The 24,879-nt window shown below is 74.9% G+C and carries 25 protein-coding genes and 2 pseudogenes; 12 read left to right on the top strand and 15 right to left on the bottom strand.

The features are described 5' to 3' along the window. Position 1 precedes the first annotated feature (1 nt). From EDC57_RS08150 to trxA, 6 genes and pseudogenes are all read left to right on the top strand, one after another. Positions 2–802 carry an enoyl-CoA hydratase/isomerase family protein gene (locus EDC57_RS08150; RefSeq protein WP_123401377.1) on the top strand — a complete coding sequence of 267 codons (801 nt, stop codon included), beginning with the start codon at positions 2–4 and terminating at the stop codon, positions 800–802. A 1-nt stretch (position 803) separates the two neighbouring features. Then, positions 804–2,531: pseudogene (locus tag EDC57_RS08155) on the top strand (acetyl-CoA carboxylase biotin carboxylase subunit); the annotation flags it as partial. Further along, positions 2,508–2,816: an acyl-CoA carboxylase biotin carboxyl carrier protein subunit gene (locus EDC57_RS13390; protein WP_425454798.1), complete on the top strand. Its 309-nt coding sequence runs from the start codon at positions 2,508–2,510 to the stop codon at positions 2,814–2,816. The pseudogene EDC57_RS08155 and the gene EDC57_RS13390, both read left to right, overlap by 24 nt. Further along, complete coding sequence (locus tag EDC57_RS08160; RefSeq protein ID WP_123401379.1) at positions 2,813–3,718, top strand: hydroxymethylglutaryl-CoA lyase; 906 nt, start codon at positions 2,813–2,815, stop codon at positions 3,716–3,718. Before EDC57_RS13390 ends, EDC57_RS08160 begins: the two co-directional genes overlap by 4 nt. A gap of 129 nt (positions 3,719–3,847) precedes the next feature. Further along, a complete protein-coding gene (adk, locus tag EDC57_RS08165; RefSeq protein ID WP_123401380.1) occupies positions 3,848–4,501 on the top strand; it encodes an adenylate kinase in 654 nt (217 codons plus the stop codon). A 97-nt stretch (positions 4,502–4,598) separates the two neighbouring features. Continuing rightward, positions 4,599–4,970 (top strand): thioredoxin, encoded by a 372-nt coding sequence (trxA, locus tag EDC57_RS08170; RefSeq protein ID WP_123401381.1) that lies wholly within the window; start codon positions 4,599–4,601, stop codon positions 4,968–4,970. Positions 4,971–4,986: 16 nt separating this feature from the next. On the opposite strand, the gene EDC57_RS08175 is transcribed toward trxA, so the two are convergent. Genes EDC57_RS08175 through EDC57_RS08200 form a run of 6 tightly spaced genes read right to left on the bottom strand, consistent with a single transcriptional unit; the run spans position 4,987 to position 10,307 of the window. Continuing rightward, positions 4,987–5,604 carry a DUF4126 domain-containing protein gene (locus EDC57_RS08175; protein WP_123401382.1) on the bottom strand — a complete coding sequence of 206 codons (618 nt, stop codon included), beginning with the start codon at positions 5,602–5,604 and terminating at the stop codon, positions 4,987–4,989. Continuing rightward, complete coding sequence (locus EDC57_RS08180; protein ID WP_123401383.1) at positions 5,604–6,518, bottom strand: 5'-nucleotidase; 915 nt, start codon at positions 6,516–6,518, stop codon at positions 5,604–5,606. The genes EDC57_RS08175 and EDC57_RS08180 overlap by 1 nt, the downstream gene beginning before the upstream one ends. Positions 6,519–6,561: 43 nt before the next feature. Next, on the bottom strand, positions 6,562–7,836 hold the full coding sequence (locus EDC57_RS08185) for a TRAP transporter large permease (protein ID WP_123401384.1): 1,275 nt from the start codon (positions 7,834–7,836) through the stop codon (positions 6,562–6,564). Further along, entirely contained in the window at positions 7,833–8,366 is a 534-nt protein-coding gene (locus EDC57_RS08190) for a TRAP transporter small permease (RefSeq protein ID WP_123401385.1), read from the bottom strand. Before EDC57_RS08190 ends, EDC57_RS08185 begins: the two co-directional genes overlap by 4 nt. Further along, the gene (gene dctP, locus EDC57_RS08195; RefSeq protein ID WP_123401386.1) at positions 8,363–9,409 is read right to left on the bottom strand and encodes a TRAP transporter substrate-binding protein DctP; all 1,047 of its coding nucleotides are present in this window, start codon (positions 9,407–9,409) and stop codon (positions 8,363–8,365) included. Before dctP ends, EDC57_RS08190 begins: the two co-directional genes overlap by 4 nt. Before the next feature lie 31 nt (positions 9,410–9,440). Continuing rightward, positions 9,441–10,307, bottom strand: coding sequence for a TRAP transporter TatT component family protein (locus EDC57_RS08200; protein ID WP_170165078.1), 867 nt, complete (start codon positions 10,305–10,307; stop codon positions 9,441–9,443). A 188-nt stretch (positions 10,308–10,495) separates the two neighbouring features. On the opposite strand from EDC57_RS08200, the gene EDC57_RS08205 reads away from it, so the two are divergent. The 4 genes from EDC57_RS08205 (at position 10,496) to EDC57_RS08220 (ending at position 14,834) form a co-directional block, all read left to right on the top strand. Then, positions 10,496–11,410 carry a cytochrome c peroxidase gene (locus EDC57_RS08205; protein ID WP_211331933.1) on the top strand — a complete coding sequence of 305 codons (915 nt, stop codon included), beginning with the start codon at positions 10,496–10,498 and terminating at the stop codon, positions 11,408–11,410. Between the two features lie 155 nt (positions 11,411–11,565). Further along, complete coding sequence (locus EDC57_RS08210; protein WP_123401388.1) at positions 11,566–12,324, top strand: formylglycine-generating enzyme family protein; 759 nt, start codon at positions 11,566–11,568, stop codon at positions 12,322–12,324. Between the two features lie 106 nt (positions 12,325–12,430). Continuing rightward, positions 12,431–13,606, top strand: a complete 1,176-nt coding sequence (locus tag EDC57_RS08215) for a multiheme c-type cytochrome (RefSeq protein WP_123401389.1) — start codon at positions 12,431–12,433, stop codon at positions 13,604–13,606. 46 nt (positions 13,607–13,652) lie between these two features. After that, positions 13,653–14,834, top strand: a complete 1,182-nt coding sequence (locus tag EDC57_RS08220) for a YeeE/YedE family protein (RefSeq protein ID WP_211331934.1) — start codon at positions 13,653–13,655, stop codon at positions 14,832–14,834. On the opposite strand, the gene EDC57_RS08225 is transcribed toward EDC57_RS08220, so the two are convergent. Further along, positions 14,821–16,191 carry an L-serine ammonia-lyase gene (locus EDC57_RS08225; RefSeq protein ID WP_123401391.1) on the bottom strand — a complete coding sequence of 457 codons (1,371 nt, stop codon included), beginning with the start codon at positions 16,189–16,191 and terminating at the stop codon, positions 14,821–14,823. The two genes, EDC57_RS08220 and EDC57_RS08225, sit on opposite strands and share 14 nt — an antisense overlap. A gap of 2 nt (positions 16,192–16,193) precedes the next feature. Next, positions 16,194–16,655: a DUF302 domain-containing protein gene (locus EDC57_RS08230; RefSeq protein WP_211331935.1), complete on the bottom strand. Its 462-nt coding sequence runs from the start codon at positions 16,653–16,655 to the stop codon at positions 16,194–16,196. Between EDC57_RS08230 and EDC57_RS13395 the strand changes: the two are divergent. Then, positions 16,654–17,016: pseudogene (locus EDC57_RS13395) on the top strand (ferritin-like domain-containing protein); the annotation flags it as partial. The gene EDC57_RS08230 and the pseudogene EDC57_RS13395 overlap by 2 nt on opposite strands. Before the next feature lie 60 nt (positions 17,017–17,076). Here EDC57_RS13395 and EDC57_RS13145 read toward each other — a convergent pair. Further along, positions 17,077–17,298: a (2Fe-2S)-binding protein gene (locus EDC57_RS13145; protein WP_245995187.1), complete on the bottom strand. Its 222-nt coding sequence runs from the start codon at positions 17,296–17,298 to the stop codon at positions 17,077–17,079. An 81-nt stretch (positions 17,299–17,379) separates the two neighbouring features. On the opposite strand from EDC57_RS13145, the gene EDC57_RS13150 reads away from it, so the two are divergent. Beyond that, a complete protein-coding gene (locus EDC57_RS13150; protein ID WP_170165117.1) occupies positions 17,380–17,817 on the top strand; it encodes an acyl-CoA thioesterase in 438 nt (145 codons plus the stop codon). A 63-nt stretch (positions 17,818–17,880) separates the two neighbouring features. Here EDC57_RS13150 and EDC57_RS08240 read toward each other — a convergent pair whose 3' ends face one another. From EDC57_RS08240 to EDC57_RS08265, 6 genes are all read right to left on the bottom strand, one after another. After that, positions 17,881–19,092 (bottom strand): CaiB/BaiF CoA transferase family protein, encoded by a 1,212-nt coding sequence (locus tag EDC57_RS08240; protein WP_123401394.1) that lies wholly within the window; start codon positions 19,090–19,092, stop codon positions 17,881–17,883. Then, positions 19,085–20,539 carry an NAD-dependent succinate-semialdehyde dehydrogenase gene (locus tag EDC57_RS08245; protein WP_123401395.1) on the bottom strand — a complete coding sequence of 485 codons (1,455 nt, stop codon included), beginning with the start codon at positions 20,537–20,539 and terminating at the stop codon, positions 19,085–19,087. The genes EDC57_RS08240 and EDC57_RS08245 overlap by 8 nt, the downstream gene beginning before the upstream one ends. Positions 20,540–20,618: 79 nt before the next feature. Next, positions 20,619–21,209 carry an acyl carrier protein phosphodiesterase gene (locus EDC57_RS08250; RefSeq protein WP_123401396.1) on the bottom strand — a complete coding sequence of 197 codons (591 nt, stop codon included), beginning with the start codon at positions 21,207–21,209 and terminating at the stop codon, positions 20,619–20,621. Then, positions 21,206–22,411: a 3-oxoadipyl-CoA thiolase gene (pcaF, locus tag EDC57_RS08255; protein WP_123401397.1), complete on the bottom strand. Its 1,206-nt coding sequence runs from the start codon at positions 22,409–22,411 to the stop codon at positions 21,206–21,208. The genes EDC57_RS08250 and pcaF overlap by 4 nt, the downstream gene beginning before the upstream one ends. A 19-nt stretch (positions 22,412–22,430) precedes the next feature. Beyond that, entirely contained in the window at positions 22,431–23,945 is a 1,515-nt protein-coding gene (locus EDC57_RS08260) for a 3-hydroxyacyl-CoA dehydrogenase (RefSeq protein WP_123401398.1), read from the bottom strand. Next, positions 23,942–24,724: an enoyl-CoA hydratase-related protein gene (locus tag EDC57_RS08265; RefSeq protein ID WP_123401399.1), complete on the bottom strand. Its 783-nt coding sequence runs from the start codon at positions 24,722–24,724 to the stop codon at positions 23,942–23,944. Before EDC57_RS08265 ends, EDC57_RS08260 begins: the two co-directional genes overlap by 4 nt. Positions 24,725–24,879: the final 155 nt, after the last annotated feature.

The raw sequence follows: 24,879 nt of genomic DNA on the forward strand, positions 1-24,879 counted from the left end.
CATGAGCAGCGAACCGGTACGCACCGAGATCGACGACGAGGGCTTCGCCACCGTCACCCTCAACCGCCCCGAGCTCCACAACGCCTTCGACGACGAGCTCATCGCGCGGCTCGCCGGCATCTTCCGCGGGCTCGCCGAGAACCCGCGGGTGCGCGTGGTCCTGCTCGCCGCCGAGGGGCGCAGCTTCTCCGCCGGCGCCGACCTCAACTGGATGCGGCGCATGGCCGGCTACTCCGAGGCCGAGAACGTCGAGGACGCGATGGGGCTGGCGCGCATGCTCGAGACCCTCTACCGCCTGCCCCGGCCCACCATCGCCCTCGTCCACGGCGCCACCTTCGGCGGCGGCGTCGGGCTCGTGGCCTGCTGCGACATCGCCCTCGCCGCCCCCGAGGCCCGCTTCGCCCTCACCGAGGTCCGTCTCGGCATCCTGCCTGCGGTGATCAGCCCCTACGTGGTGCAGGCCATGGGGATGCGGGCGGCGCGGCGCTACATCCTCACCGCCGAGCGCTTCGACGCCGAGGAGGCCCGCCGCCTGGGGCTGGTGCACGAGGTGGTGCCGGCCGAGGGCCTGCGCGCGCGCGGCCTCGAGCTCGCGCGCCAGCTCGCCGGCAACGGCCCGGAGGCGCTGGCGGAGGCCAAGGCGCTGGTGGACGCCGTCGCCCACCGCCCCGTGGACGAGGCCCTGATGCGGCGCACGGCGGAGTGGATCGCGCGCGTGCGCGCCTCCGCCGAGGGGCGCGAAGGCATCGGCGCCTTCCTCGAGAAGCGCGAGCCCGCCTGGCGCCGGCGGCCGGACGGCTGACATGTTCGAGCGCCTCCTCATCGCCAACCGCGGCGAGATCGCCTGCCGCATCATCCGCACCGCGCGCCGCCTCGGCCTGCGCACCGTCGCCGTCTATTCCGACGCCGACGCCGACGCCCTGCACGTGGCCATGGCCGACGAGGCCCGGCGCATCGGGCCGCCGGCGCCGGCGGAGAGCTACCTGGCCGTGGACGCCGTGATCGCGGCGGCGCGCGCCGCCGGGGCCGACGCCATCCACCCGGGCTACGGCTTCCTCGCCGAGAACCCGGACTTCGCCGAGGCCTGCGCCGCCGCCGGCATCGTCTTCGTCGGCCCGCCGGCGGAGGCGATCCGCGCCATGGGCTCGAAGCGCGCGGCCAAGGCCCTCATGGAGCAGGCCGGCGTGCCGCTGCTGCCCGGCTACCACGGCGAGGCGCAGGACGAGGCGGGCCTGCGCGCGGCCGCCGAGCGGATCGGCCCGCCGCTGCTCATCAAGCCCTCCGCCGGCGGCGGCGGCAAGGGCATGCGCGTGGTGCGCGACCTGGCGACCTTCGCCGAGGCCCTCGCCGCGGCGAGGCGCGAGGCCCGCGGCGCCTTCGGCGACGAGACCGTGCTCCTCGAGCGCTACCTCGAGCGGCCGCGGCACGTGGAGGTGCAGATCCTCGCCGACGCCCACGGGCGGGTGCTGCATCTCTTCGAGCGCGACTGCTCGATTCAGCGCCGCCACCAGAAGATCGTCGAGGAGGCGCCGGCGCCGGGGCTGCCGGAGGCGCTGCGCGTGCGTCTGGGCGAGGCGGCGGTGCAGGCGGCGCGCGCGGTGGGCTACGTCGGTGCCGGCACCGTGGAGTTCCTCTACGACCCCGAGCGCGGCGAGTTCTTCTTCATGGAGATGAACACGCGCCTGCAGGTGGAGCACCCGGTGACGGAGATGATCACCGGCCTCGACCTCGTGGAGTGGCAGCTGCGCATCGCCGCCGGCGAGGCCCTGCCCTTCGGCCAGAACCAGGTGGAGCGCAGCGGCCACGCCATCGAGGTGCGCCTCTACGCCGAGGACCCGGCGCGCGGCTTCCTGCCCTCCACCGGGCGGCTGCGCCTGCTGCGGCTGCCGGAGGAGAACCCGCACGTGCGGGTGGACACTGGCGTGCGCGCAGGCGACGAGGTCACGGTCCACTACGACCCCATGATCGCCAAGCTCATCGTCGCCGACCGCGACCGCCCCGCCGCCGTGCGCCGCCTGCGCCAGGCCCTCGCCCGGTGCCACGTGGTCGGACCCGCCACCAACCTCGAGATGCTGCGCGCCATCGCCGCCCATCCCGCCTTCGCCGAGGGCGCCGTGGACACCGGCTTCGTGGAGCGCCACCGCCACGCCCTGATCGCCGAGCAGGCGCGCGCCCCGGACACCGCGCTCGCCCTCGCCGCGCTCTACCTCCTCGCCCGCCGCGCCGCCGAGGCGGCGGAACGGGCCGCCCGCTCCGGCGACCCCTGGTCGCCCTGGCACCTGACCACGGGCTGGCGGCTCAACGCCGAGAGCCGCCACGCGCTGCGCTTCCTGGACGGGGAGGAGGAGCGCGCGGTGACGGTCCACTTCCGCCCCGAGGGCCACGTCATCGAGCTCGACGGGCGCAGCCTCGCCGCGCGCGGCGAGCTCGGCGCCGACGGCGAGCTCACCGCCGTCCTCGACGGGGTGCGCTTCACCGCCACCGTGCTGGAGGCCGAGGGCGAGATCGTGGTCTGCTGGCACGGCGGGCAGCACCGGCTGCGGCTGCCGAGGCTCGCCGCCGGGGCCGAGGGCGGGGCCGGCGTCACCGGCACCGTCACCGCGCCCATGCCGGGGCGCATCGTCGCCGTCGCCGTGCGCGAGGGGGACACGGTGGCGCAGGGCGCCCGCCTCCTGGTGCTGGAGGCCATGAAGATGGAGCACACCCTCACCGCGCCGGCGGCCGGGCGCGTCAGCGCCGTGCGCTGCGCCGAGGGCGAGCAGGTGAGCGAGGGGACGGTGCTGGTGGTGATCGAGCCGGAGGAGGCCGCAGCGTGAGCCTGCCGGCGCGTGTGCGCATCGTCGAGGTCGGCCCCCGCGACGGCCTCCAAAATGAACCCCGCACCGTCCCGGTGCAGATCCGCGCCGAGCTCGTGCGGCGGCTCGCCGACGCCGGCCTCGCCGCGGTGGAGGCCGGCAGCTTCGTCTCCCCCCGGTGGGTGCCGCAGATGGCCGACACCGAGGCCGTGCTCGCCGCCCTGCCTCCCCGCCCCGGGGTGCGCTACCCGGTGCTGGTGCCCAACGAGAAGGGCCTCGAGCGGGCCCTGGCGGCGGGCGCGCGCGAGATCGCCGTCTTCGCCGCCGCGTCCGAGACCTTCTCTCGCCGCAACATCAACTGCACCGTCGACGAGAGCCTGGCCCGCTTCGCCCCGGTGGTGGCCCGCGCCCGCGCCGCGGGGCTCGCCGTGCGCGGTTACGTCTCCTGCGTCCTCGGCTGCCCCTACGAGGGCGCGGTGGCGCCGGAGGCGGTGGTGCGCGTGGCGGCGGCCCTCCACGCCATGGGCTGCTACGAGATCTCCCTCGGCGACACCATCGGCGTCGGCACCCCCGGCCGCGCCCGCGCCCTGGTGAAGGCGGTGGCCCGGGAAGTCCCGGTCGGGCAGCTCGCGGTCCACTTCCACGACACCTACGGCCAGGCCCTGGCCAACATCTACGCCGTGCTCGAGCTCGGCGTCTCGGTGGTCGACAGCGCCGTGGGCGGCCTCGGCGGCTGTCCCTACGCCCCGGGGGCGGCCGGCAACGTCGCCACCGAGGACGTGCTCTACCTGCTCCACGGCCTCGGCATCGAGACCGGCGTCGATCTCGACGCCGTGGTGGACACCGCCTGGTGGATCGCCGCGGCGCTCGAGCGCGCGCCCGCCTCCCGCGTCGCCCACGCCCTGCGCCGCCGCCGGGGCTGACCCCCCGCGCGCGCCATCAACCCGATCTCGGTCCCCATCAACGCCGCCGATTTCCGCACCCGGCGCGGGCCGTGGCATGATCCGGTCCCTTCGGATCCACGCGTAAGGCAAGCAAGGGAGGGAGAGCTCGTGCGCATCATCCTCTTGGGCCCGCCCGGCGCGGGCAAAGGCACCCAGGCCCAGGCCATCTGCGAGCGCTTCGGCATCCCGCAGATCTCCACCGGCGACATGCTGCGCGCCGCGGTCAAGGCGGGCACCGAGCTCGGCCGCAAGGCCAAGGCCCTCATGGAGGCGGGACAGCTGGTGCCGGACGATCTGATCCTGGCGCTGGTGCGGGAGCGGCTGGCGCAGCCCGACTGCGGCAACGGCTTCCTCCTCGACGGCTTCCCCCGCACCATCCCCCAGGCCGAGGCCCTGCGCGACCAGGGGATCGACATCGACTACGTGGTGGAGATCCAGGTGGACGACGAGGAGATCGTGCGGCGCATGAGCGGGCGGCGCGTGCACCCGGGCTCGGGCCGCACCTACCACGTGGTCTTCAACCCCCCCAAGGTGGAAGGCAGGGACGACGTCACCGGCGAGCCGTTGGTGCAGCGCGACGACGACAAGGAGGAGACGGTGCGGGCCCGCCTCAAGGTCTACCACGAGCAGACCGAGCCGCTGGTCCACTTCTACAGGGCGTGGGCCGAAAGCGGCGACCCGCGGGCGCCGAGGTACGTGGCCGTCTCCGGCGTCGGCGGCCTCGACGAGGTGCGCGAGCGCATCCTCTCGGCCTTGGCCTGAGACCGGCCCGGGACGGCGGGGGGCCGCCCCGGGCATTCGCCTTCGCCCGCCTTCTCTGTTAGCATTTCATCATATACCAATCCTCGGGAGCGCTGCCATGGCCACCGTCACCCTCACCAAGGACAACTTCAAGGACACCATCGACCGCCACCCCATCGTGCTGGTGGACTTCTGGGCCCCGTGGTGCGGGCCCTGCAAGAGCTTCGCGCCCATCTACGAGGAGGTCTCGGAGCGGCATCCGGACGTGGTCTTCGCCAAGGTCAACACCGAGGAGGAGCAGGAGCTCGCCGCCGCCTTCCAGATCCGCTCCATCCCCACGGTGATGGCCTTTCGCGAGCAGATCATCGTCTTCGCCCAGCCGGGGCTGCTCCCGGCGCAGGCGCTCGAGGAGCTTCTGCGCAAGATCCGGGAGCTCGACATGGATCAGGTCCGGCGCGAGATCGAGGCCGGACGGCAGGGACCGGCCTGAGCGGGACGCGCGTCGGCTATCCCTCCTCGGCCCGCCGTCCGCCTCCGCCGCCCCGGCGCCCGATGCGCGCCGCCAGCGCCCGGATGCCGCGCCAGAGCCGCGGCAGCAGCCAGGCGAGGACGACGAGGAAGAGCACCAGCAGCCCGAGGAACAGCCACGGGTGGCGCAGCGCGGTCCAGAGCCCCGCGATCACGGCCACGTCCTCGGCGATCGAGGCGGCCCAGTTGGTGAAGGGCTCGGGGGAGGTGTTGATGAGCACCCGCCCGCCGGCCTTGAGGGTGTAGCTGCCGGCGGCCAGCCCGCCACCCAGCAGATAGCCCGCGAGCTCCGCTGCGGGGCTGAGCTCGCCGAGGGCGCCGGCGGCGAGGATCGCCCCGCCCGGGATGCGCACGAACGCGTGCAGCGCGTCCCATCCCGTGTCCACGCCGGGGGTCTTGTCGGCGAAGAACTCGGCGAGATACAGGAGGCCCGCCGCCCCCATCACCAGCGGGTCGGCGACGAAGGCCAGGTCCGGCGGCAGGACGATGTGCCCCATGCGCTGCAGCAGCCCCAGCATGAAGACCGCGGCGTAGAGATTGATCCCCGAGGCCCAGGCCGCCCCCATCCCCAGGGCGATGGCGTCCACCGCCTCCATCAGCCCTCGCCCGCCTCGCGCAGGGGCTCGTTCACGACGCCGTGGGACACGTGCCCGGCGGGCACGTGGGCGGCCGCGTCCTCGCAGTGGCGCCGCTGATCGTCGAAGAAGATGTCGGCGCCGAAGGCGCGCAGGAACGCCCCCTTGGGCAGCCCGCCGAGGAAGAAGGCCTCGTCGATGCGGATCTCCCACGCGCGCAGGGTGCGGATGACCCGCTCGTGCGCCGGCGCCGCGCGCGCGGTCACGAGCGCGGTGCGGACCGGGCAGCGACCCGCGGGGAACTCGCGCTGAATCGCGTGCAGGGCCGCGAGGAAGGGCTTGAACGGCCCGCCCGCGAGCGGCTCGTGCGCCGATTCCGCCTCGGTGCGCTGGAAGGCCTCCAGGCCCTCCCGCTGATAGACCCGCTCGGCCTCGTCGGAGAAGAGCACGGCGTCGCCGTCGAAGGCGATGCGCAGCTCCCCGTCCCCCGCGGCCCCGCTGCGCGCCGGCAGGATCACCGCCGCGGCGAGGCCGGCCTCGAGGGCGCGACGCACGTCGTCGGCATCGGCGGAGAGGAAGAGCTGGGCCCCGAACGGGGCCACGTAGCGGTACGGGGAGCGTCCGCCGGTGAAGGCCGCGCGGCTGATGTCCAGCCCGTGGTGGCGGATCGAGTTGAACACCCGCAGCCCGGTGTCGGCGCTGTTGCGCGACAGCAGGATGACCTCCACCCGGCGCCGCCCGCCCTCGTTGAGGGCCAGGAGCTTGCGCACCAGCGGGAAGGCCACGCCGGGCGCCAGCGGCTCGTCCTCGCGCGCGATCTGATAGCGGGCATAGGCCTCGACGCCCTGCTCGACGAAGACCTGGTGGCTCTCCTCCAGGTCGAAGAGGGCCCGCGAGGAGATCGCCACCACCAGCACCGGCTGCGACGACGCCATGGGGCCATTATGCCCCGCCCCCGCCCCCCGCCTCCACCGGCCCTCAGCCCGCGCCGGCGAGCCCCAGGCTCAGCGAGGGCACGAAGGTGATCACCAGCACCACCGCCATCAGGAGCAGCATGAACGGCACCGCGGCCCGGTACAGGGCGAGCACCGGCCGGCCCAGTCGGTGGCTGGCGATGAAGAGGTTCATCCCCACCGGGGGCGTGAAGTAGCCGATCTGCATGTTGGCGAGGAAGATGACGCCCAGGTGCAGGGGATCGACCCCGTAGGCCCGCGCCAGGGGCACGAGCAGGGGCACGACGATCACCAGCGCCGAGAACACGTCCAGGACCGCCCCGAGGAGCAGGAGGAAGACGTTGAGGGCGAGCAGGAACTGCCAGCGCGACGCCAGGTGGGCCTGCACCGCCGCCGTCAGCCGCGCCGGCAGGTCCCATTCCACGAGGAGGTTGGTGAAGGCGAGCGCGGTGCCGACGATGACGAACACCGCCCCCACCAGCACCGCGGACTCGCGCACCGCCCAGAGCAGGCGCCGCGGGCCGACCTCGCGCAGGATCACCACCTCCACCAGGATGACGTAGAGGAGCACCGCCACCGCCACCTCCGACACCGCGAGCCAGCCGCCGTAGATGCCCCCGAGGACGAGCGGCGGGATCGGCAGCTCCCAGCGCGCGGCCCACAGCGCCCGCGCGAGCTCCTGCCGCGAGAAGGGGGCGCAGCCGCCGCGCCGCCCGCGCTGGACCCAGATCGCCCATGCGCTCATGGCCGCCACCATCAGCAGCCCCGGGACGAGGCCGGCGAGGAAGAGCCGCTCGATGGTGACCCCGCTCACCCCCTCCATCTGCTGCACCACCACCCCGTAGAGGATGAGCGGCAGCGAGGGGGCGAAGAGCAGCCCGAGGCTGCCGGCGCTGGTGACGAGGCCGAGGCTGAAGCGCTCGCCGTAGCCGGCCTTGCGCAGCGCCGGGTAGAGCAGCGCCCCGAGGGCGATGATGGTCACCCCCGAGGCCCCCGTGAAGGCGGTGAAGAGGGCGCAGGCGACCAGGGAGACCAGCGCCAGACCGCCCGGCATCCAGCCGAGGGTGGCGCAGCTCAGCGCCACCAGCCGGTCGGCGGTGCGGGCCTCGCTGAGGACGTAGCCGGCGAGGGTGAACATCGGCACCGCCGCCAGCACCGGCGTCTGCCCCAGGCGCAGCACCTCCACCACCAGCGCCGCCGGATCCACGCCCTCGGCGGCGAAGCCCGCCATCGAGGCCACCGCGACGAGGGCGAAGAGCGGCGCCCCCACGAGCACCGCCGGCAGCAGCGCCCAGCTCATCGCGACCGCCCCCGCACCAGGCAGCGCAGCCGCCCCAGCGCGTGCAGCAGGTAGTGGAAGGCGATGAGGGCGAAGGCCGCGACCATCACCCCGTCCTGGAGCGCCAGCGGCACCGCCCCCCCGCCCCCGGCGCCCCGTTCCATCCAGCCCAGGCGCGCCGCGTGCCAGGCCACCGCCGCGCTGGCGGCGGCGGCGAACAGGCGCGCAAACCCGGCGCCGGCATCCTCCCAGCGCGCGGGCAAGGCGCGCGCGAGGACCTCGATGGCGATGTGCCGGTCCTCCCGCGCGGCCACCACCGCGCCCAGGAACACCAGCCACAGCACCACCTGGCGGGCGGCGGGTTCGGCCCAGGCGAGGCCATCGAGACCCAGGTTGCGCAGCGCCATCGCCGCCGCCCCCAGACCCACGAGCAGCCCCAGGGTGAGCACCAGCACGGCATCCTCCGCCCACGCCAGCGCCCTGAGCAGGCGCGACTCGCCGGCCTCGCGGGCGCCGGGCCACCACGGCGCGCAGGGCGCGCGGGTGCTCACCGCCCCTCCCCCCGCAGCTCGGCGAGCGCCTGCTCGAGGTGGGCCACCCGTGCCGGGTCGACGCCCCCGGTGCGGATCAGCAGCGCCCGCGCCGTCCGCCCCAGCTCCCGCCAGCGGCGGAGCTCCTCCGGTTCCGGCGTGACGAAGCTCACCCCCTGCGCACGCAGGGCCTCGCGGGCACGCGCCTCTTCCTCGACGTTGCCGCGGTCGATGTCGGCGAAGGCGCGCCGCAGCGCCTCCACCACCCGCCCGCGGTCCGCGGCGGCGATCCGCGCCAGGGCCTTGCGGTCCACCACGAGGACGGCATAGACGTAGAGCAGCGGCACGTCCGTGAGATAGCGCACCGCGGCGTTCCATCGCAGCACGATGGCGCCGATGGCCGAGGTCGCCACCGTGTCCACCAGCCCCGTCTGCAACGCCGCGTAGACGTCGCCGAGGGGCAGCGGGACCACCGTGATGCCGGAGGTGGCCGCAAGCACCGCCTTCATCACCGCCCCGGCGAGAGGATCACCGGCCGGCATCCAGACCTTGCGGCCCTCCAGGTCGGCCACCGCGCGCACCGGCTCGCGCGACATCACGTAGGCGAAGCCCCCGCCGGCGATGCCGATGCCCTCGAGCCCGTGGGCGGCAAGGCCCCCCAGGAGCTCGCCGTCGAAGCGGGCCCGCACCCGCGCCACCTCCGCGTGGGAGCGGAACAGGAACGGCAGGCTGTAGAGCTCCAGCTCCGGCGAGAGGGCGGCGAGCGAGCCCGCGGTGAAGATGCCGCCGTGGAGCTGACCGATGCGCATCTTGCGCAGGACGCTGACGTCGTCCCCCATCACCCCGCCACCGAAGAGGCGCAGCCCCACGCGGCCGCCGGTGGCCTCGCGGATCTCCGCGTCCGCCTGCCGGAGCCGGGCCATCCAGGATGAGCCCTCGGGGGCCAGCGTCGCGAGCTTGAGCTCCAGGGCCGCCGCCGGGGTCGCCGCAAGCCCCAGGAGCATCCCGGCCGCCAGGGCCCGCAGGCGCCGCCATCCTTCCTCCCTCCACCGTCTCGTGCCCATCTCCCGCTCCTCTCGTCCCCTTCCGGGGTCCTCAGCCTCCGTCCCCGAAGACGCGGTCCGCCTCCTCCAGGAGCGCCCGCGCACGGCGCCTCGCCAGCACGTTCTCGAGGGTGTGACGGCCGGCCTCGGGATCCGCCGCGAGCACCTCGCGCAACAGACGGTCGTGGAGGCGCCGATCGCCCACGGCCCGCGCCAGGTGCTCGGCCATCAGGACCTTCACCATGAGCCGCTTCCCGCCGCTCAGACGCAGCGCCCGCTCGAAGTGCCGGCGCGCCGCCTCAGGGTCCCCGCCGAGGGCGGGCGGCACCAGGGCCGAGAGCACGCCGAGCTGGAGCTGGACCCCGCCGTCGTCGTGATCCGGCGCCAGCGCCGCCACCCGCCGAAGCACCAGCTCCGCCTCGGCCAGCTCGGCGCGGGCGCCCCAGTCCTCCCGGCGCGCCTCGATCCAGACCAGCCACGCGGTGGCGAGGGCATAGAGGGGCTCGACATCCTCCGCGGTGGCCCCCGCGAGGACCGCCCGCAAGCCCTCGCCGCGCAGGGTGCAGCCCGTGCCGGAGCGCAGGCACGCCGCCCGCCGGGCATAGCCGAGGGCCCGCTCGCTCAGGCGTCGGCGGCGGGCGGGATCCCGTACCAGCGCCCCGGCGTAGGCCGCATAGAGGCGGGCCGCCCGCACGAGGGCGTCCCCGTCCCTCGGCGCGGCCTGCACCGCGGCATCGGCGAGGATCAGATAGCCGGGGAGCGCGGCCGCCACCAGCTCCGGGTCGTCGTGGCGCATGGCCGCCTCCGCGACCCCTTCCGCCAGGCTGCCGCCCGCCCGCTGCACCAGCCCGCTGCAGCCGGTGGCGGCGAGCATCGCCGCCAGCGCCACCGCGTTCCGCCTCGCGCTCGTCCTCTCCATGCCCATACGGGACCCGCAGACGCCGCCGAACCTTCCCCACCGCGGATGCGGAAAGGTTCGGCGGCGCGGCCCGGTCTTTCCCATTGGACGTGCGGGCCCCGCCCGTCCGCGGATCGGCCATACTTGGGTGGCCCTGACAAGGCCGGAAGGCACCGGCCGGACCCAGCCACGAGGAAGGAGTCGAGATCATGTCGCGAAGCCGTTCGTTTCTCCACGCCGCCGTCGCCGTCGCCGCGCTGCTGCTCCTGGCCGGGCTCGCCCCGCCGCGGGCGGCCGCGGCGACCGCGACCCTGATGGCGGCAAACCCCTGCGCCATGGGCAACCCGTGCGCCATGAAGAAGGGCATGGGCAACCCCTGCGCCATGGGAAACCCCTGCGCCATGAAGAAGGACATGGGCGCCAACCCGTGCGCCATGGGCAACCCCTGCGCCATGAAGAAGCCCATGGGCAACCCCTGTGCCGCGGGCAATCCCTGCGCGGCCAAGGCGAAGGGTGACCCGCGCCTCGCGCGCATGATCACGCGCCCGGCCGGGACGCACCTCTTCGACCGCGCCTCACGTGCCGAACTGGTGCGCCTCGGGGCCCGGCTGTGGAAGGACACCTCCCTGAGCACCAACGGGACGTCCTGCAACAGCTGCCATGCCAACGGCGCGCTCTTCAACAAGGCCACCTTCACCAAGCCGTTCCCGCATCGCGTCGCCATGGCCGCATCCCAGGCCGGTAAGGCCACCATCGACGCCGACGAGATGGTCCAGATCTGCCTGGTGGTGCCCATGCAGGGCAAGCCGCTTCCGTGGCACTCCAAGGAGCTCGCGGCCCTGACCTACTACACCACCGACGTGGTGCAGAAGCAGTTCATCCGGACCGCGATGGCAGGCGGCAACCCCTGCGCCGCAGGCAACCCGTGCGCCATGAAGAAGGGCATGGGCAGCAATCCCTGCGCCATGGGCAACCCCTGCGCCATGAAGAAGGGCATGGGCGGCAATCCCTGTGCCGCCGGCAACCCGTGTGCGACCAAGAACCCCTGCGCCGCCAACAAGGGCTGGGGCAATCCCTGCGGGATGAAGAAGCGCATGGGCAATCCGTGCGCCGCCGGCTACTGAGCCCGAACGGGTGCCGGTGCCGCCGCGCCGCGGCGGCACCGGCCCACCCCCTGCCCACGCGCCCGCCCGGCCCTCATCGGGCCCGGTGCGCCGCCGTGCTGGGACGGCTCTGGACCCTCGCACGGTCGACGGGTCCCGCGGCGGCCTTCGCGACCATGGTCACGATCCCCGCGGGAGCCTTCTGGATGGGCAGCACGCAGGAGGAGCGCGCCCTGGCCTATGCCCTCGACCTCGCCCGCGGCAGCACCGCCGCCCGCGACTACGCCTGGTTCGAAAACGAGACCCGCCGCCGCGTCCACCTCGCCGCCTTCCGGATCGACCGCACCCCGGTCACCCAGGCCGACTACGCCCGCTTCGTCGCCGCGACCGGCCACCCTGTCCCGACGGTGCGGGCCGCCGAGTGGCAAGGCTACGGGCTCGTCCACCCCTATGCGACCGCCCTCCGTTTCGTCTGGCGTGACGGCCGCCCTCCGCCCGGGCGGGCGGATCACCCCGTGGTCCTCGTCACCCACGCCGATGCGGTCGCCTACTGCCGCTGGCGCGGCGCGCGCCTGCCCACCGAGGCCGAGTGGGAGAAGGCCGCACGGGGCACCGACGGCCGCTACTGGCCCTGGGGGAACCGCTTCGACCCCGTCCGTCTCAACAGCCGCGACGCCGGCCCCTTCGAGACCGAGCCGGTGGGCAGCCGCCCCGCCGGGGCGAGCCCCTGGGGCGTGCTGGACATGGCCGGACAGGTCTTCGAATGGACGGCGACGCCCTGCCCGGACCGCGACGGTGCCTGGATCGTCAAGGGGGGCTCCTGGGACGACTTCCCCGGGGTCACGCGGGGGGCGGCCCGCCACTGCCGCCCCGCCGGCCTCAAGCACGTCCTCATCGGCTTCCGCTGCGCCGCCGACGCCACCCCACGGCCGTGACCCACACCCCGACCCCGGCAGCAGCCCAGGCCTCGCCCGACCCCGCCACCCCACTCGCCCGCACGAGGGTCGGGCGCATGCATGCCGACACCCCAGGGAGCCCGCCATGAACCGGATCGTCGCCGTCCTGTTGCTCCTCCTCGCCGGCGCCTCCGCCCAGGCCGCGGGCCTGGACGCCTTCCTCGCCCGGCACTGGGCCGATCCCCTGCCGCCGCAGGGCGAGCCGCCGCCCGGATACAGCCCCCTCGAGGCCCGCCTCGACCCCGAGGCCTGCGCCGCCTGCCACCGCGCCCAGTGGGAGGCGTGGAAGGGAAGCCGGCACGCCCGCGCCATGGGGCCCGGGGTGCTGGGCCAGCTCCTCACCTTCGCGCCAGAGGCGGCCGCGGCGTGCCGTCGCTGCCACGCGCCGCTCGCGGAACAGGACCCCGCCGCCGGCCCCGCCGCCGAGCGCCTGCAGCGCCAGGGTCTCGTCTGCGCCGCCTGCCACGTGCGCGCCCACGTGCGCTACGGCCCGCCCCCGCGGCGCGACCCCGACGCCCGCGGCCCCGTGGGCAGCTCGGGCCCGCACGGCGGCTTCGTCGCCACGCCCGCCTTCGAGCAGTCCGCCTTCTGCAGCGTCTGCCACCAGTTCGGCCCAGACGGCTACGCCCTCGAGGGCAAGCCTCTTGAGAACACGGTGGAGGAATGGCGCACGAGTGACTGGGCCGCCAAGGGCGTTCAGTGCCAGGGATGCCACATGCCGGAGCGCGAGCATCTCTGGCGCGGGATCCACGACCCGGACACCGTCGCCCGCGCGGTGACCGTCGACGTCGATTTCCAAGAGGCCTCCGCCAGGCGCGTACGGGCGACCATCACCGTGCGCAACACCGGCACCGGCCACCATTTCCCCACCTACGTCACGCCGAAGGTCTTCCTCCGCGCCGTCCTCGTGGACGCCGCGGGGCGCGCCCTCGGCGAGACGCTGCAGGAGGCGGTGATCGGCCGCGAGGTCACGCCGGACCTCTCCGCCGAGGTCTACGACACGCGCATCCCCGCGGGCGAGGCCTTCGCCGCGCTCTACGACGCCCCGCGCCCGGCAGGCGTCGCGGCCCTGCAGGTCTGGCTCACGGTGGACCCGGATCACTTCTACCGGCGCTTCTTCGAGTCGCTTCTGCCGCAGATGCCCGACGGCGAGCCGCAGACGCTCATCGCCCTCGCCCTGGACGAGACCCGCCGCGCCCCCTTCGACGTCCTGCGCCGGCAGATCCCGCTGCCGCCGCCGGCCGCGCCCGGCGGGGACTGACGCCGCCCCCGCCGCTACAATGGCGCCCGTGACCCGGAAAGCCTCCGTGACGACAGGGCGGATCCGCTCCGCCCTGCCCTTCGCCGCCGCGGCCGCCCTCACCGCGCTGGGGCTGCACGTGCTCTGGCGTCACGGCCCCCGTCTCGCCGCCCTCTACGCCATCGCCCTCGCCCTTGGCCTCGCCCTGCACCACGCCTCGTTCAGCTTTTCCGGGGCTTACCGGGCATTGTTCACGGAGCGGCGCACGCAGGGCGTGCGCGCCCACATCCTCCTCATCGCCCTCGCCACCGTGCTCTTCGCCCCCTTCCTCGCCATGGGGCAGGCCTTCGGTCACCCGCTCTACGGCGCGCTGGCCCCCCTCAGCCTGTCGGTGCCGGCGGGCGCCTTCCTCTTCGGGATCGGGATGCAGATCGGCGACGGCTGCGCCTCGGGGACCCTCTACACCGCGGGGAGCGGCAATCGCAAGATGGCGCTGACCCTCGCCGGCTTCCTGGCCGGATCGCTCCTCGCCACCTTCCACGCCCCCTTCTGGTGGGGCGTGCCGAGCCTCGGCACCGTGGACCTCGGCCGCACCCTGGGCTGGCCCGCCGCGGTGGCGCTGCAGCTCGGTGTGCTGGGGCTCCTCGATCGGCTGCTGGTCCGCATCGACGCCGGCCGCCGCCCGCAGCCGCTGCAGGCCCACTGGCTGCGCGGCCCCTGGCCGCTCGCCGCCGGGGCGGCGGCCCTTGCCCTGCTCAACCTCGCCACGCTGCTGGTCTCGGGCCACGCCTGGACCATCGCCTGGGGGCTCACCCTGTGGGCGGGCAAGATCGCCACCGCCCTCGGCCTCGACCTCACCGCCCACGCCTTCTGGCGCGGCGGCTACACCGAGGCCGCCCTGGGTCGGAGCATCCTCGCCGACGATACCTCCCTCATGGACCTCGGCATCATCCTCGGGGCGACCCTGGGCGCGATGCTGGCGGGCCGCTTCCCGGAGGGGCGCTGGCCGAAGGCACGGCCGCTGCTGGGGGCGCTGGTGGGCGGTGTCCTCATGGGCTACGGCGCCCGCATCGCCTTCGGCTGCAACATCGGGGCCCTGTTCTCGGGCCTCGCCTCCTTCAGTCTCCACGGGTGGGTCTGGATCGCCGCCGCCCTGCCCGGGGTCTGGGTGGGGATCCACCTGCGCCCGCTCTTCGGGCTCTCCGGCTTCCCGGAGCGGGCCGGCGCCGCCGGGCTCAGCACTCGATGACGTTGACCGCGAGGCCGCCGCGGGCGGTCTCCTTGTACTTGGCGCTCATGTCGGCCCCGGTCTCGCGCATGGTGCGGATCACGCGGTCGAGGGAGACGTGGTGGCGGCCGTCGCCGCGCAGGGCGAGGCGCGCGGCGTTGATGGCCTTGACCGCCCCCATGGCGTTGCGCTCGATGCAGGGGACCTGGACGAGCCCCCCCACGGGGTCGCAGGTCAGTCCCAGATTGTGCTCCATGCCGATCTCCGCCGCGTTCTCCACCTGCTGCGGGGTCCCGCCCAGGTACTCGGCGAGGGCGCCCGCGGCCATGGAGCAGGCCACCCCCACCTCGCCCTGGCAGCCCACGTCGGCCCCCGAGATGGAGGCGTTGAGCTTGTAGAGCAGGCCGATCGCCCCCGCGGTGAGGAGGAAGCGGATCACCCCCTCCTCGCCGCGGTCGGGACCGAAGCGGGTGGCGTAGTGGAGCACCGCCGGCACGATCCCGGCGGCACCGTTGGTGGGCGCGGTCACCACGCGCCCGCCGGCGGCGTTCTCCTCGCTCACGGCGAGGGCGTAGAGGTCCACCCAGTCGAGCACGTTGAGGGGGTCGCGCAGCGCCCCCTCCGCGGCCCCCACGAGCTTGCGGTGGAGCTCGGGCGCGCGCCGGCGCACCTTCATCCCGCCCGGGAGGACCCCGTCACGCTCGCAGCCGCGGCGCACGCAGGCCTGCATCACCTCCCAGATCCTCAGGAGACCGGCACGGATCTCGGCATCCGTCCGCCACACCCGTTCGTTGGCCCACATGACGTCCGACACCGCCAGCCCCTCCCGCGCGCAGTGCCCGAGCAGCGTCTCGGCGCTGGTGAAGGGATAGGGCAGGCGGGTCTCCTGCGCCGGCCCGCCCTGCTCCCCCTCCGCCACCACGAAGCCGCCGCCCACCGAGTAGAGGACCGCCTCGGCGAGGCGCGCCCCGGCGGCGTCCCTGGCCTCGAAGCGCATCCCGTTGGGGTGGAAGGGCAGGCGCCGGCGGCGGTGGAAGACGAGGGACTCGCCTTCCACGAACGGGATCTCGTGCCGGCCGAGCAGGCGCAGCCGCCCGGCGGCAAGGGCCTGCCGCGCCGCCTCCGCCCCCGCCTCCGGATCCACCCTCTCCGGCTCCTCGCCCATGAGCCCCAGCACCACCGCCTTGTCCGTGCCGTGGCCCTTGCCGGTGGCCCCGAGCGAGCCGTAGAGCTCCACCCGCACCTGCGCGGTGCGCGCCATCAGCCCCTCGTCCCGGAGCCGCCGGGCGAAGCGCCGCGCCGCCCGCATCGGCCCCACGGTGTGGGAGCTGGAGGGACCGATGCCGATGGTGAAGAGGTCGAAGACGCTGACCGGCACGGCTACCGCCCGGCGTCGGCGACGATGCCCGCGAGGACGGCATCCAGCTCCGCCGCCATCCGATCCAGCTCCGCCACCTCGTAGGGGGCGAACACCGCGCTCGGGAGGCGGTAGGTGAGGCGCGCGGTCCCGTCCGGGCGCTCGGTGACGTAGAGGCGCAGCGGCGCCTCGATGCCGGCGGCGACGCTGGCGCGCAGCATGCGCACGGCATAGCGCGGCGCGAAGACCATGATCACCCGGTTGCCGGGCAGGGTCTCACCGATGGCGCGGGCCCCGCAGTCGGCGCAGGCGACGGCGACCACGCCGAGGCCGTGGGCCCGGACCGCCCGCTGCAACGCCTCGACGTAGGCGGCGAAGGGACGCCCGGTGTCGATGACCCGCGTGCCGGGATAGGGGGTCGGGTTCTCGCCGCGGGCGACACCCGCCGCGAGGAGCACGAGCGCGAAGACCGTGCGGCGCATCATGGGCTTCCTCCTCCAGGGTCCGTGCCGCTGCCGCAGCGGCACCGCGAGTATAGGCGGGGGCGCGAACGCCCGCCCGCACCCCGATCGGGACCGGATCGGCCGCCCCGACCTTGCCGCTCGCCGCCTCCGGTCCACGGTTTTTGCTCCCTGTCAGCTGCAGCGCCTGGAGAAGCTGCGCGCGGGCAGGGACGTGCGCGAGATCCCGGCCTGCGACCTCGCCCTCGAGCTCGACCACCGGCCCGCGGTGCCGGAGGGCGTCGCCTGCTGCGAATCCGTGCGCGACTACGTCTCGCGCGAGATCCTCGCCGACATCCTCGCCGCGGAGGAGGATGACATCGACCGGCTCGAGACCCAGCTCGAGCTCATCGACAAGGTGGGGCTGGAGAACGACCTGCCGTCGCAGATGCAGGGCGGACCCGCCTCAGTCCGCCTCCTCGCCGCCGCCCTGCGACGCCGCGTACCGCCCGGCGTGCACCGCCGCGACGGTCTCGCGCATCGCCTCCATGCAGCAGCCGCAGTCGCTGCCCATCCCGGTGGTGCGGATCAGCCACCGCAGGGCGGCGGTGCCCTCGCCCGCCGCCTCCCGCAACGCCCGCTCGGTGACGCCCTTGCACATGCAGATGGACATGATGCGAACGATCATGCGTCGCATCCATGTTTGCAACCCCGGGGCGCCACCTCCCGGGTATACTGCGCAGCGTCGCCAGGACCACCGGAGGCACCCATGACCCATCGCAGGCTGGTCCACCGCACCCGGATGCCGATCCGCTGGGGCGACATGGACGCTCTCGGCCACGTCAACAACGCGGCCTATTTCCGCTACTTCGAGCAGGCCCGCGTGGAGTGGCTGGAGCGCACCGGGCTCGGGCTGGTCCAAGACGGCGTCGGCGCCGTCATCGTCAACGCGAGCTGCACCTACCACCGCGCCCTGGTCTACCCCGGCGAGATCGAGGTCGCGGTCTACGCCGGCCCGCCCGGGCGCTCCAGCTTCGAGACCTGGTACGCGCTGCACCGCACCGACGCGCCGGAGGTCCTGTGCGCCGAGGGCCAGGCCCGCGTGGTCTGGGTCGACCACCGGGCGGGCCGGTCCGTGCCCCTGCCGGAGGCGCTGCGCGCCCTGCTCCCGGCGCCCGCGCCGGACGGCGTGCCGGCCTCGTCGTGAGCCTGGGCCCGACCGGCGTCCCGGCGCTGCAGGTCCCGTGCCCGCGCACCCCGCCGCGGCGCCTCAGCCGATGATCCCGGCCTCGCGCAGCCGCGCGATCTCCCCCGCCTCGACCCCGGCCAGCTCCCGCAGGACGTCCTCGGTGTGCTCGCCGAGGGCGGGCGGTGCCGCCTCGGCCATCCGCGCCGCGCCGTCCATACGGATGGGCGAGGCCACCTGGGGCAGCGCCCCCCAGCGCGGGTGGGTCAGCCGGCGCGCCAGTCCGCGGTGGCGGACCTGGGGATCGGCGAAGACGTCGGCGACGTCGTTGATGGGGCCGGCGGGCACCGCCGCCGCCTCCAGCGCCTGCACCCAATGGGCCCGCGGGCGCTCGCGCAGCCGTGCGGCCAGCAGCGGGATCAGCGCCTCGCGGTGGCGCACGCGGGCGGCGTTGGTGGCGAAGCGCGGCTCGTCGGCGAGCCCCGCAAGCCCCAGCACGTCGCAGAAGCGGCGGAACTGCGCGTCGTTGCCCACCGCCACCACGAACCAGCCGTCGGCGGCCTCGAAGGCCTGGTAGGGCACGATGTTGGGATGGGCGTTGCCGAGCCGGCGCGGCGGCTCGCCCGAGACCAGGTAGTTGAGCGCCTGGTTGGCGAGGCAGGCCACCTCCACGTCCATGAGGGCGAGGTCGATGTGGCGGCCGCGGCCGGTGCGGTCGCGCTCGCGCAGGGCGGCGAGCACCGCCACCGCGGCGTAGAGGCCCGTGAGGACGTCGGTGAGCGCCACCCCCACCTTCTGCGGCTCGCCGCCGGGCTCGCCGGTGATGCTCATCAGCCCCCCCATGGCCTGGATGAGGAGGTCGTAGCCGGGGCGCGCGGCATAGGGCCCGTCCTGCCCGAAGCCGGTGATGGAGCAGTAGACGAGGCGCGGGTTGCGGGCGGAGAGGCTGGCGTAGTCGAGGCCGTAGCGCGCGAGCCCTCCGACCTTGAAGTTCTCCACCAGCGCGTCGCAGCGCTCGGCCAGCCGCGCCACCAGCGCCGCCCCCTCCGGACGGGCGAGATCCACCGCCACCGAGCGCTTGCCCCGGTTGGCGCAGAGAAAGTAGGCCGAGGGCGCACCCGCGGCGGGGTCGCCCGCCCAGGGCGGGCCCCAGCCGCGGGTCTCGTCGCCGCCCCCGGGCCGCTCCACCTTGATCACCTCGGCGCCGAGGTCGGCCAGGAGCTGCGTCGCCCAGGGGCCGGCGAGGACGCGGCTGAGGTCGAGGATGCGCACCCCCGCGAGCGGGCCCTCAGCCATCGATCCCCCCCATGCAGAGGTACTTGATCTCGACGAACTCCTCGATGCCGTACTTGGAGCCCTCGCGGCCGATGCCCGACTCCTTGACGCCGCCGAAGGGGGCCACCTCGTTGGAGAGGATGCCGGCGTTGATGCCCACCATGCCGTACTCGAGCCCGCGCGCCACGCGCCAGACCCGCCCCACGTCACGGGCGTAGAAGTAGGCGGCCAGCCCGTAGGGGGTGTCGTTGGCCAGGCGCACCGCCTCCTCCTCGGTGCGGAAGCGGAACAGCGGCGCCACCGGCCCGAAGGTCTCCTCGCGCGCCACCCGCATCTCCGGGGTGACGTCCACCAGCACCGTCGGCTCGTAGAAGTTGCCGCCGAGGGCATGGCGACGCCCGCCGGTGAGCACCCGCGCGCCCTTGGCGAGGGCGTCGGCGACGTGGGCCTCCACCTTGGCGAGGGCGTCGGCGTTGATGAGCGGCCCCTGCTGCACCCCCTCCTCGGTCCCGGGGCCCACGCGCATCGCCCGCACGCGCTCGGCGAGCCGCTCGGCGAAGGCCTCGTAGACCCCGTCCTGGACCAGAATGCGGTTGGCGCAGACGCAGGTCTGGCCGGTGTTGCGGTACTTGGAGGCGAGCGCTCCCTCCACCGCCGCCTCCAGGTCGGCATCGTCGAAGACGATGAAGGGGGCGTTGCCGCCGAGCTCGAGGCTGATCTTCTTCACGGTGGCGGCGCACTGCGCCATGAGCCGCTTGCCCACCTCGGTCGAGCCGGTGAAGGAGAGCTTGCGCACCGTCGGGTTGGCGGTGAGCTCCCCGCCGATCTCCCCCGCCGGCCCCGTCACCACGTTGAGCACCCCCGCCGGGATCCCCGCGCGGTGGGCGAGCTCGGCCAGGGCGAGGGCCGAGAGCGGGGTCGCGCTCGCCGGCTTGACCACCACCGTGCAGCCGGCGGCGAGCGCGGGCGCCACCTTGCGCGTGATCATGGCGTTGGGGAAGTTCCACGGCGTGATCGCCGCCACCACGCCCACGGGCTCCTTGGTGACCACGATGCGGTGGCCCGGCAGGTGCTCGGGGATGACGTCGCCGTAGACGCGCTTGGCCTCCTCGGCGAACCACTCCACGAACGAGGCCCCGTAGGCGACCTCGCCCCGCGCCTCCGCCAGCGGCTTGCCCTGCTCGGCGGTCATGATCCGCGCGAGATCCTCCTGGTGCGCCAGGATCAGGGCGTGCCAGCGCTTGAGCAGCGCCGCCCGTTCCTTGGCCGTCCGCTTCCGCCAGTCCTCGAAGGCCCGCGCCGCGGCCTCCACCGCCTGCCGCGTCTGCGCCGCGCCGAGGCGCGGCACCTGCGCGATCACCCCGCCGGTCGCGGGATCGCTCACGGGCATCGTCGCCTCCGCGCCGACCCACGCCCCGTCGATGTAGCACCGATCCCGAAGCAGCCCGGGGTCGCTGAGCTCGATCATCTCGCACCTCCTCCGCGTGATCGTTCCACCGCCAGCCATTATCCGCCCGGCCCTCGCCCCAGGCCCCCCGGCGCCGCGGTCAGGCCCCGCCCCGCGCCGCGAGCCACGCCCGCGTCATCGCCTCCACCCGGGGCAGGAAGGCGCGAAAGTCGGCCTCGAAGCCGGCGTAGTCGGCGCGCAGGGCGCCGATGCCCGCGGCCAGGCGCTGCGGGCGCCGCACCCGCCGCGCGAGCCGGACGAGCACCGCCTCGATGCCCTCGACGCGGGCGTAGCCGCCGATCCAGTCCTCGCCGCACAGGCGCCGCGCCCAGGCCGCCATGGGCGCGGGCAGCTCCGCCGCCGCCAGCGCCCGGCACACCCGCGCCGTGAAGGAGGCGAGCCCGCAGCCGGTCAGCTCCTCCCAGTCGCGGGCGAGGAAGTGGTCGTAGAAGACGTCCACGAGCACGCCGCGGTAGGGCCCCGCCGGCGCGGGCACGCGCCGGCGGCTGCGCCGCGCGGCCTCGTCGCCGTCGGTGAAGGCGTCGACCCGGCGGTGCAGGGCGATGGCGCGCTCCAGCGCCGGCGGCCGCTCGCCCCGCAGCCGCCCCTTGACGAAGTCGCCCATGAGCGTGCCCACGAGGACCTCGTCGGCGGCGTCGCGGACCAGGTAGAGGTGGCCGAGATAGTTCAAGCCCGCTCGAGGATCATGGCGATGCCCTGCCCCACCCCGATGCACATGGTGCAGAGGGCGTAGCGCCCGCCGCGGCGGCGCAGCTCGTAGGCGGCCGTGGTCACCAGCCGCGCCCCGCTCATGCCCAGGGGGTGGCCGAGGGCGATGGCGCCGCCGTTGGGATTGACGTGCTCGGCGTCGTCGGGCAGGCCCAGCAGCCGCAGCACGGCGAGGGCCTGCGCGGCGAAGGCCTCGTTGAGCTCGATGACGTCCATCTCCGCCAGGGTCAGGCCCGTCTTCTCCAGCACCTTGCGCGTGGCCGGCGCCGGCCCGATGCCCATGATCCGCGGCTCCACCCCCGCCACGGCGGTGGCCACCACGCGGGCGATGGGCTCGAGCCCGTGGGCCCGCGCCGCCGCCGCCGAGGCGACGAGCAGCGCGCAGGCGCCGTCGTTGACGCCGGAGGCGTTGCCGGCGGTGACGGTGCCCCCGTCGCGGAAGGGCGCCGGCAGGCGCGCGAGCTTCTCCATCGTGGTGTCGGGGCGCGGGTGCTCGTCCTCCGCCACCACCCGCGGCTCGCCCCGGCGCTGGGGGATCTCCACCGGCACGATCTCCTCGGCGAAGACGCCGGCCTCGCGGGCGCGGGCGCAGCGCTGCTGGCTGCGCAGGGCGAAGGCGTCCTGGTCGGCCCGGGAGATGCCGTAGAGCTCGGCCACGTTCTCCGCCGTCTCCGGCATCGAGTCGGTGCCGTAGAGGCGCTCCATCTCCGGGTTGACGAAGCGCCAGCCGATAGTGGTGTCGTGGATCTCGGCCCGCCGGGAGAAGGGCGCATCGGCCTTGGGGATCACGAACGGCGCCCGCGACATGCTCTCGACACCGCCCGCGATCATGAGGTCGGCCTCGCCGGCGCGGATGGCCCGCGCCGCCACCGCCACCGCCTCCATGCCGGAGCCGCAGAGGCGGTTGACCGTCAGCCCCGGCACCTCCGGCGGCAGCCCCGCGAGCAGCGCCGCCATGCGGCCGACGTTGCGGTTGTCCTCGCCCGCCTGGTTGGCGCAGCCGAGGATCACGTCCTCGATCGCGGCGAGATCCAGCTCCGGATGGCGGCGGATCAGCTCGCGGATCGGGATCGCCGCGAGGTCGTCGGTGCGCACCGACGCCAGCGCCCCGCCGTAGCGGCCGATGGGGGTCCGCACCGCATCGCACACATACGCCTCGCTCATCACCTCTCCCCTCCCGTCGTCAGGAATCCGGGTGCGCCGTCAGGGCGGCGCGCCGCAGCCAGGGCGAGCAGCGGTAGCGCGGATCGCGATACCACGCCGCGAGCCCGTCGAGGACCGAGACCACGGCGGCGAGGCCGATGCGACGCGCCCAGGCCAGGGGCCCCAGCGGGTAGTTGACGCCGAGCCGCATCGCCTCGTCCACCCCCGCCTCCGAGCACACCCCCAGGCGGACCGCGTCGGCGGCCTCGTTGGCGAGCATCGCCACCGTGCGCAGGAGGACCAGACCCGGGCTGTCCTCCACCGCCGTCGCCTCGCAGCCCAGCGCCGCGGCAAGCCCCGCCGCCGCCGCCAGCGCCCCGGGACCGGCCTGCCCCGCGGCCGCGAACACCAGCCGCTTCGTTTCCGCATAGTCCAGGGCGAGGTCCACGAGCAGCAGCGGCTCGCCCGAGGCCGCCGCCCGCTCGGTGGCGGTCCGCCCGTCGCTCGGCCGGATCACCGCGCCGTCGAGGACGATCCGCCCCTCCGGCCCCTCCGCCTCCTCCAGCGCGAGCCCGGCGGCGCGGATGCGCCCGCGCAGCCCCTCCGCATAGCCCAGGCACCCCTCGATGCGCACCCTGCGCGGCGGCGGCCCGGGCGGCAGCGCGGCCGGCGCCGGCCGCTGCGCCCCCTCGGCGTAGTCGTAGAACCCGCGCCCGCTCTTTCGGCCGAGCCGTCCCGCCGCCACCAGCTCCCGCTGCAGCCACGAGGGGCGGTAGCGGGGGTCGTGGTGGAAGGCCTCGAACACCGACCGCGTCACCGCGGCGTTGACGTCCTGGCCGATGAGGTCGGTCAGCTCCAGCGGCCCCATGCGGAAGCCGCCGCAGTCGCGATAGACCGCATCCAGCGTCGCCGCATCCGCCGCACCCTCCTCCAGCAGCAGCAGGGCCTCGCCGTAGAAGGGCCGCGCCACGCGGTTGACGATGAACCCCGGCGTCGAGCGCGCCCGCACCGGGTGCTTGCCCCAGGCCCGCGCCGTGGCCTCCACCGCCGCCACCACCGCCGGATCCGTCTCCAGCCCCGCCACCACCTCCACCAGGCGCATGAGCGGCGCCGGATTGAAGAAGTGCATCCCCACCACGCGCCCGGGACGGCGCAGCCCCGCGGCGATGGCGGTGACGGAGATGGAGGAGGTGTTGGTGGCGAAGATGGCCTCGTCGTCGAGGAGCAGCTCCAGCTCGGCGAAGAGGCTGCGCTTGGCCTCCAGGTCCTCGACGATGGCCTCCACCACGAGGGCCGCATGCCCGAGGTCCTCCAGCGACTCGGCGGGGGCGAGCCGCGCCAGCACCGCATCGCGCGCCTGCGCCTCCATCCGCCTCGTCCCCACGAGGCGGGCGAGCGCCTGCGCGATCTCGGCGCAGGCCGCCTCCGCCGCCCCCGGCCGGTTGTCGTGCAGCCGCACCGGGTGCCCGGCCATCGCCGCCACCTGGGCGATGCCCCGCCCCATGGTCCCGGCCCCCACCACCGCCACCGTCGCCTCGCGCGCGATCGCCGTCATCGCCTCTCCTCCCGCCGGCGCTCGATGAAGGCCGCCACCGCCTCGCGGTAGAAGGCGCTGCGCCCGGCCTCCGCCTGCAGCGCCGCCTCGAGGCGAAGCTGCGCCCCGAGGCCCTGCGTCTCGGCCGCGCGCAGGGCCCGCTTGACCGCCTGCACCGTCCCCGCCGGCACCGCACGCAGCCGCCCGAGCAGCGCCTCCAGCGCCTCGTCGAGGCCCGCCTGCGGCACCGCCTGCCAGACGAGGCCCCACGCCGCCGCCTCGGCGCCGCCGATCTCGCCCCCGAGCAGGGCGAGCCCCATCGCCCGCGCCCGCCCGGCCCGCCGCGGCAGATACCAGGTCAGGCCCGTGTCCGGGACCAGCCCGAGCCGCGCGAAGGGCAGGCTCAGCCGCGCCTCCTCCGCCATCAGCGCGAGGTCGCAGGCGAGCGCCAGACCGGCCCCCGCCCCCGCGGCGACGCCCTCCACCACCGCCACCGCCACCGCCGGCAGCGCCGCGAGCCCCGCCACCACCCGGTTGAGGCCCCCGCGCAGCGCCGCGCCGAGGTCCGGCGCCGGCTCACCGGGACGCCGGTAGCGCTCGTTGAGGTCCTGTCCGGCGCAGAACCTGCCGCCGTCGCCCCGCAGCACCAGCGCCCGCAGCCCGGGCCGGCGCGCCGCCGCCTCCACCGCCTCGGCCAGCGCCTCGATGGTGGCGCGGTCGAGCGCGTTGCGCCGCGCCGGCCGCGCCAGGCGCAGCTCGAGCCAGTCGCCGTGATCGACCCTGCGCAGCCCCTCGGCCATGCCTCCTCCCGCATCCCGCGCCGGCGGCGATTGTAGCGACGTTGACGTCAACGTGACCAATCCGCCCGAGCGAATCGCGAGGTTTTTTGCCCTGGATCAAAAACTGACGTTTACGTAAACGTTACATTCACGGCACGGCATCGTGACCAACCCCG

Origin of the sequence: Inmirania thermothiophila, from assembly GCF_003751635.1 — a bacterium.
Classification (GTDB): Bacteria; Pseudomonadota; Gammaproteobacteria; order DSM-100275; family DSM-100275; genus Inmirania; species Inmirania thermothiophila.

Bases quoted from the DNA above. Each gene is read 5' to 3' on its own strand.
- EDC57_RS08150 (WP_123401377.1), top strand. From the start codon at position 2: ATGAGCAGCGAACCGGTACGCACCGAGATCGACGACGAGGGCTTCGCC.
- trxA (WP_123401381.1), top strand. From the start codon at position 4,599: ATGGCCACCGTCACCCTCACCAAGGACAACTTCAAGGACACCATCGAC.
- EDC57_RS08175 (WP_123401382.1), bottom strand. From the start codon at position 5,604: ATGGAGGCGGTGGACGCCATCGCCCTGGGGATGGGGGCGGCCTGGGCC.
- EDC57_RS08180 (WP_123401383.1), bottom strand. From the start codon at position 6,518: ATGGCGTCGTCGCAGCCGGTGCTGGTGGTGGCGATCTCCTCGCGGGCC.
- EDC57_RS08185 (WP_123401384.1), bottom strand. From the start codon at position 7,836: ATGAGCTGGGCGCTGCTGCCGGCGGTGCTCGTGGGGGCGCCGCTCTTC.
- dctP (WP_123401386.1), bottom strand. From the start codon at position 9,409: ATGGGCACGAGACGGTGGAGGGAGGAAGGATGGCGGCGCCTGCGGGCC.
- EDC57_RS08200 (WP_170165078.1), bottom strand. From the start codon at position 10,307: ATGGAGAGGACGAGCGCGAGGCGGAACGCGGTGGCGCTGGCGGCGATG.
- EDC57_RS08205 (WP_211331933.1), top strand. From the start codon at position 10,496: ATGTCGCGAAGCCGTTCGTTTCTCCACGCCGCCGTCGCCGTCGCCGCG.
- EDC57_RS08210 (WP_123401388.1), top strand. From the start codon at position 11,566: ATGGTCACGATCCCCGCGGGAGCCTTCTGGATGGGCAGCACGCAGGAG.
- EDC57_RS08215 (WP_123401389.1), top strand. From the start codon at position 12,431: ATGAACCGGATCGTCGCCGTCCTGTTGCTCCTCCTCGCCGGCGCCTCC.
- EDC57_RS08230 (WP_211331935.1), bottom strand. From the start codon at position 16,655: ATGATGCGCCGCACGGTCTTCGCGCTCGTGCTCCTCGCGGCGGGTGTC.
- EDC57_RS13145 (WP_245995187.1), bottom strand. From the start codon at position 17,298: ATGATCGTTCGCATCATGTCCATCTGCATGTGCAAGGGCGTCACCGAG.
- EDC57_RS13150 (WP_170165117.1), top strand. From the start codon at position 17,380: ATGACCCATCGCAGGCTGGTCCACCGCACCCGGATGCCGATCCGCTGG.
- EDC57_RS08240 (WP_123401394.1), bottom strand. From the start codon at position 19,092: ATGGCTGAGGGCCCGCTCGCGGGGGTGCGCATCCTCGACCTCAGCCGC.
- EDC57_RS08245 (WP_123401395.1), bottom strand. From the start codon at position 20,539: ATGATCGAGCTCAGCGACCCCGGGCTGCTTCGGGATCGGTGCTACATC.
- pcaF (WP_123401397.1), bottom strand. From the start codon at position 22,411: ATGAGCGAGGCGTATGTGTGCGATGCGGTGCGGACCCCCATCGGCCGC.
- EDC57_RS08260 (WP_123401398.1), bottom strand. From the start codon at position 23,945: ATGACGGCGATCGCGCGCGAGGCGACGGTGGCGGTGGTGGGGGCCGGG.
- EDC57_RS08265 (WP_123401399.1), bottom strand. From the start codon at position 24,724: ATGGCCGAGGGGCTGCGCAGGGTCGATCACGGCGACTGGCTCGAGCTG.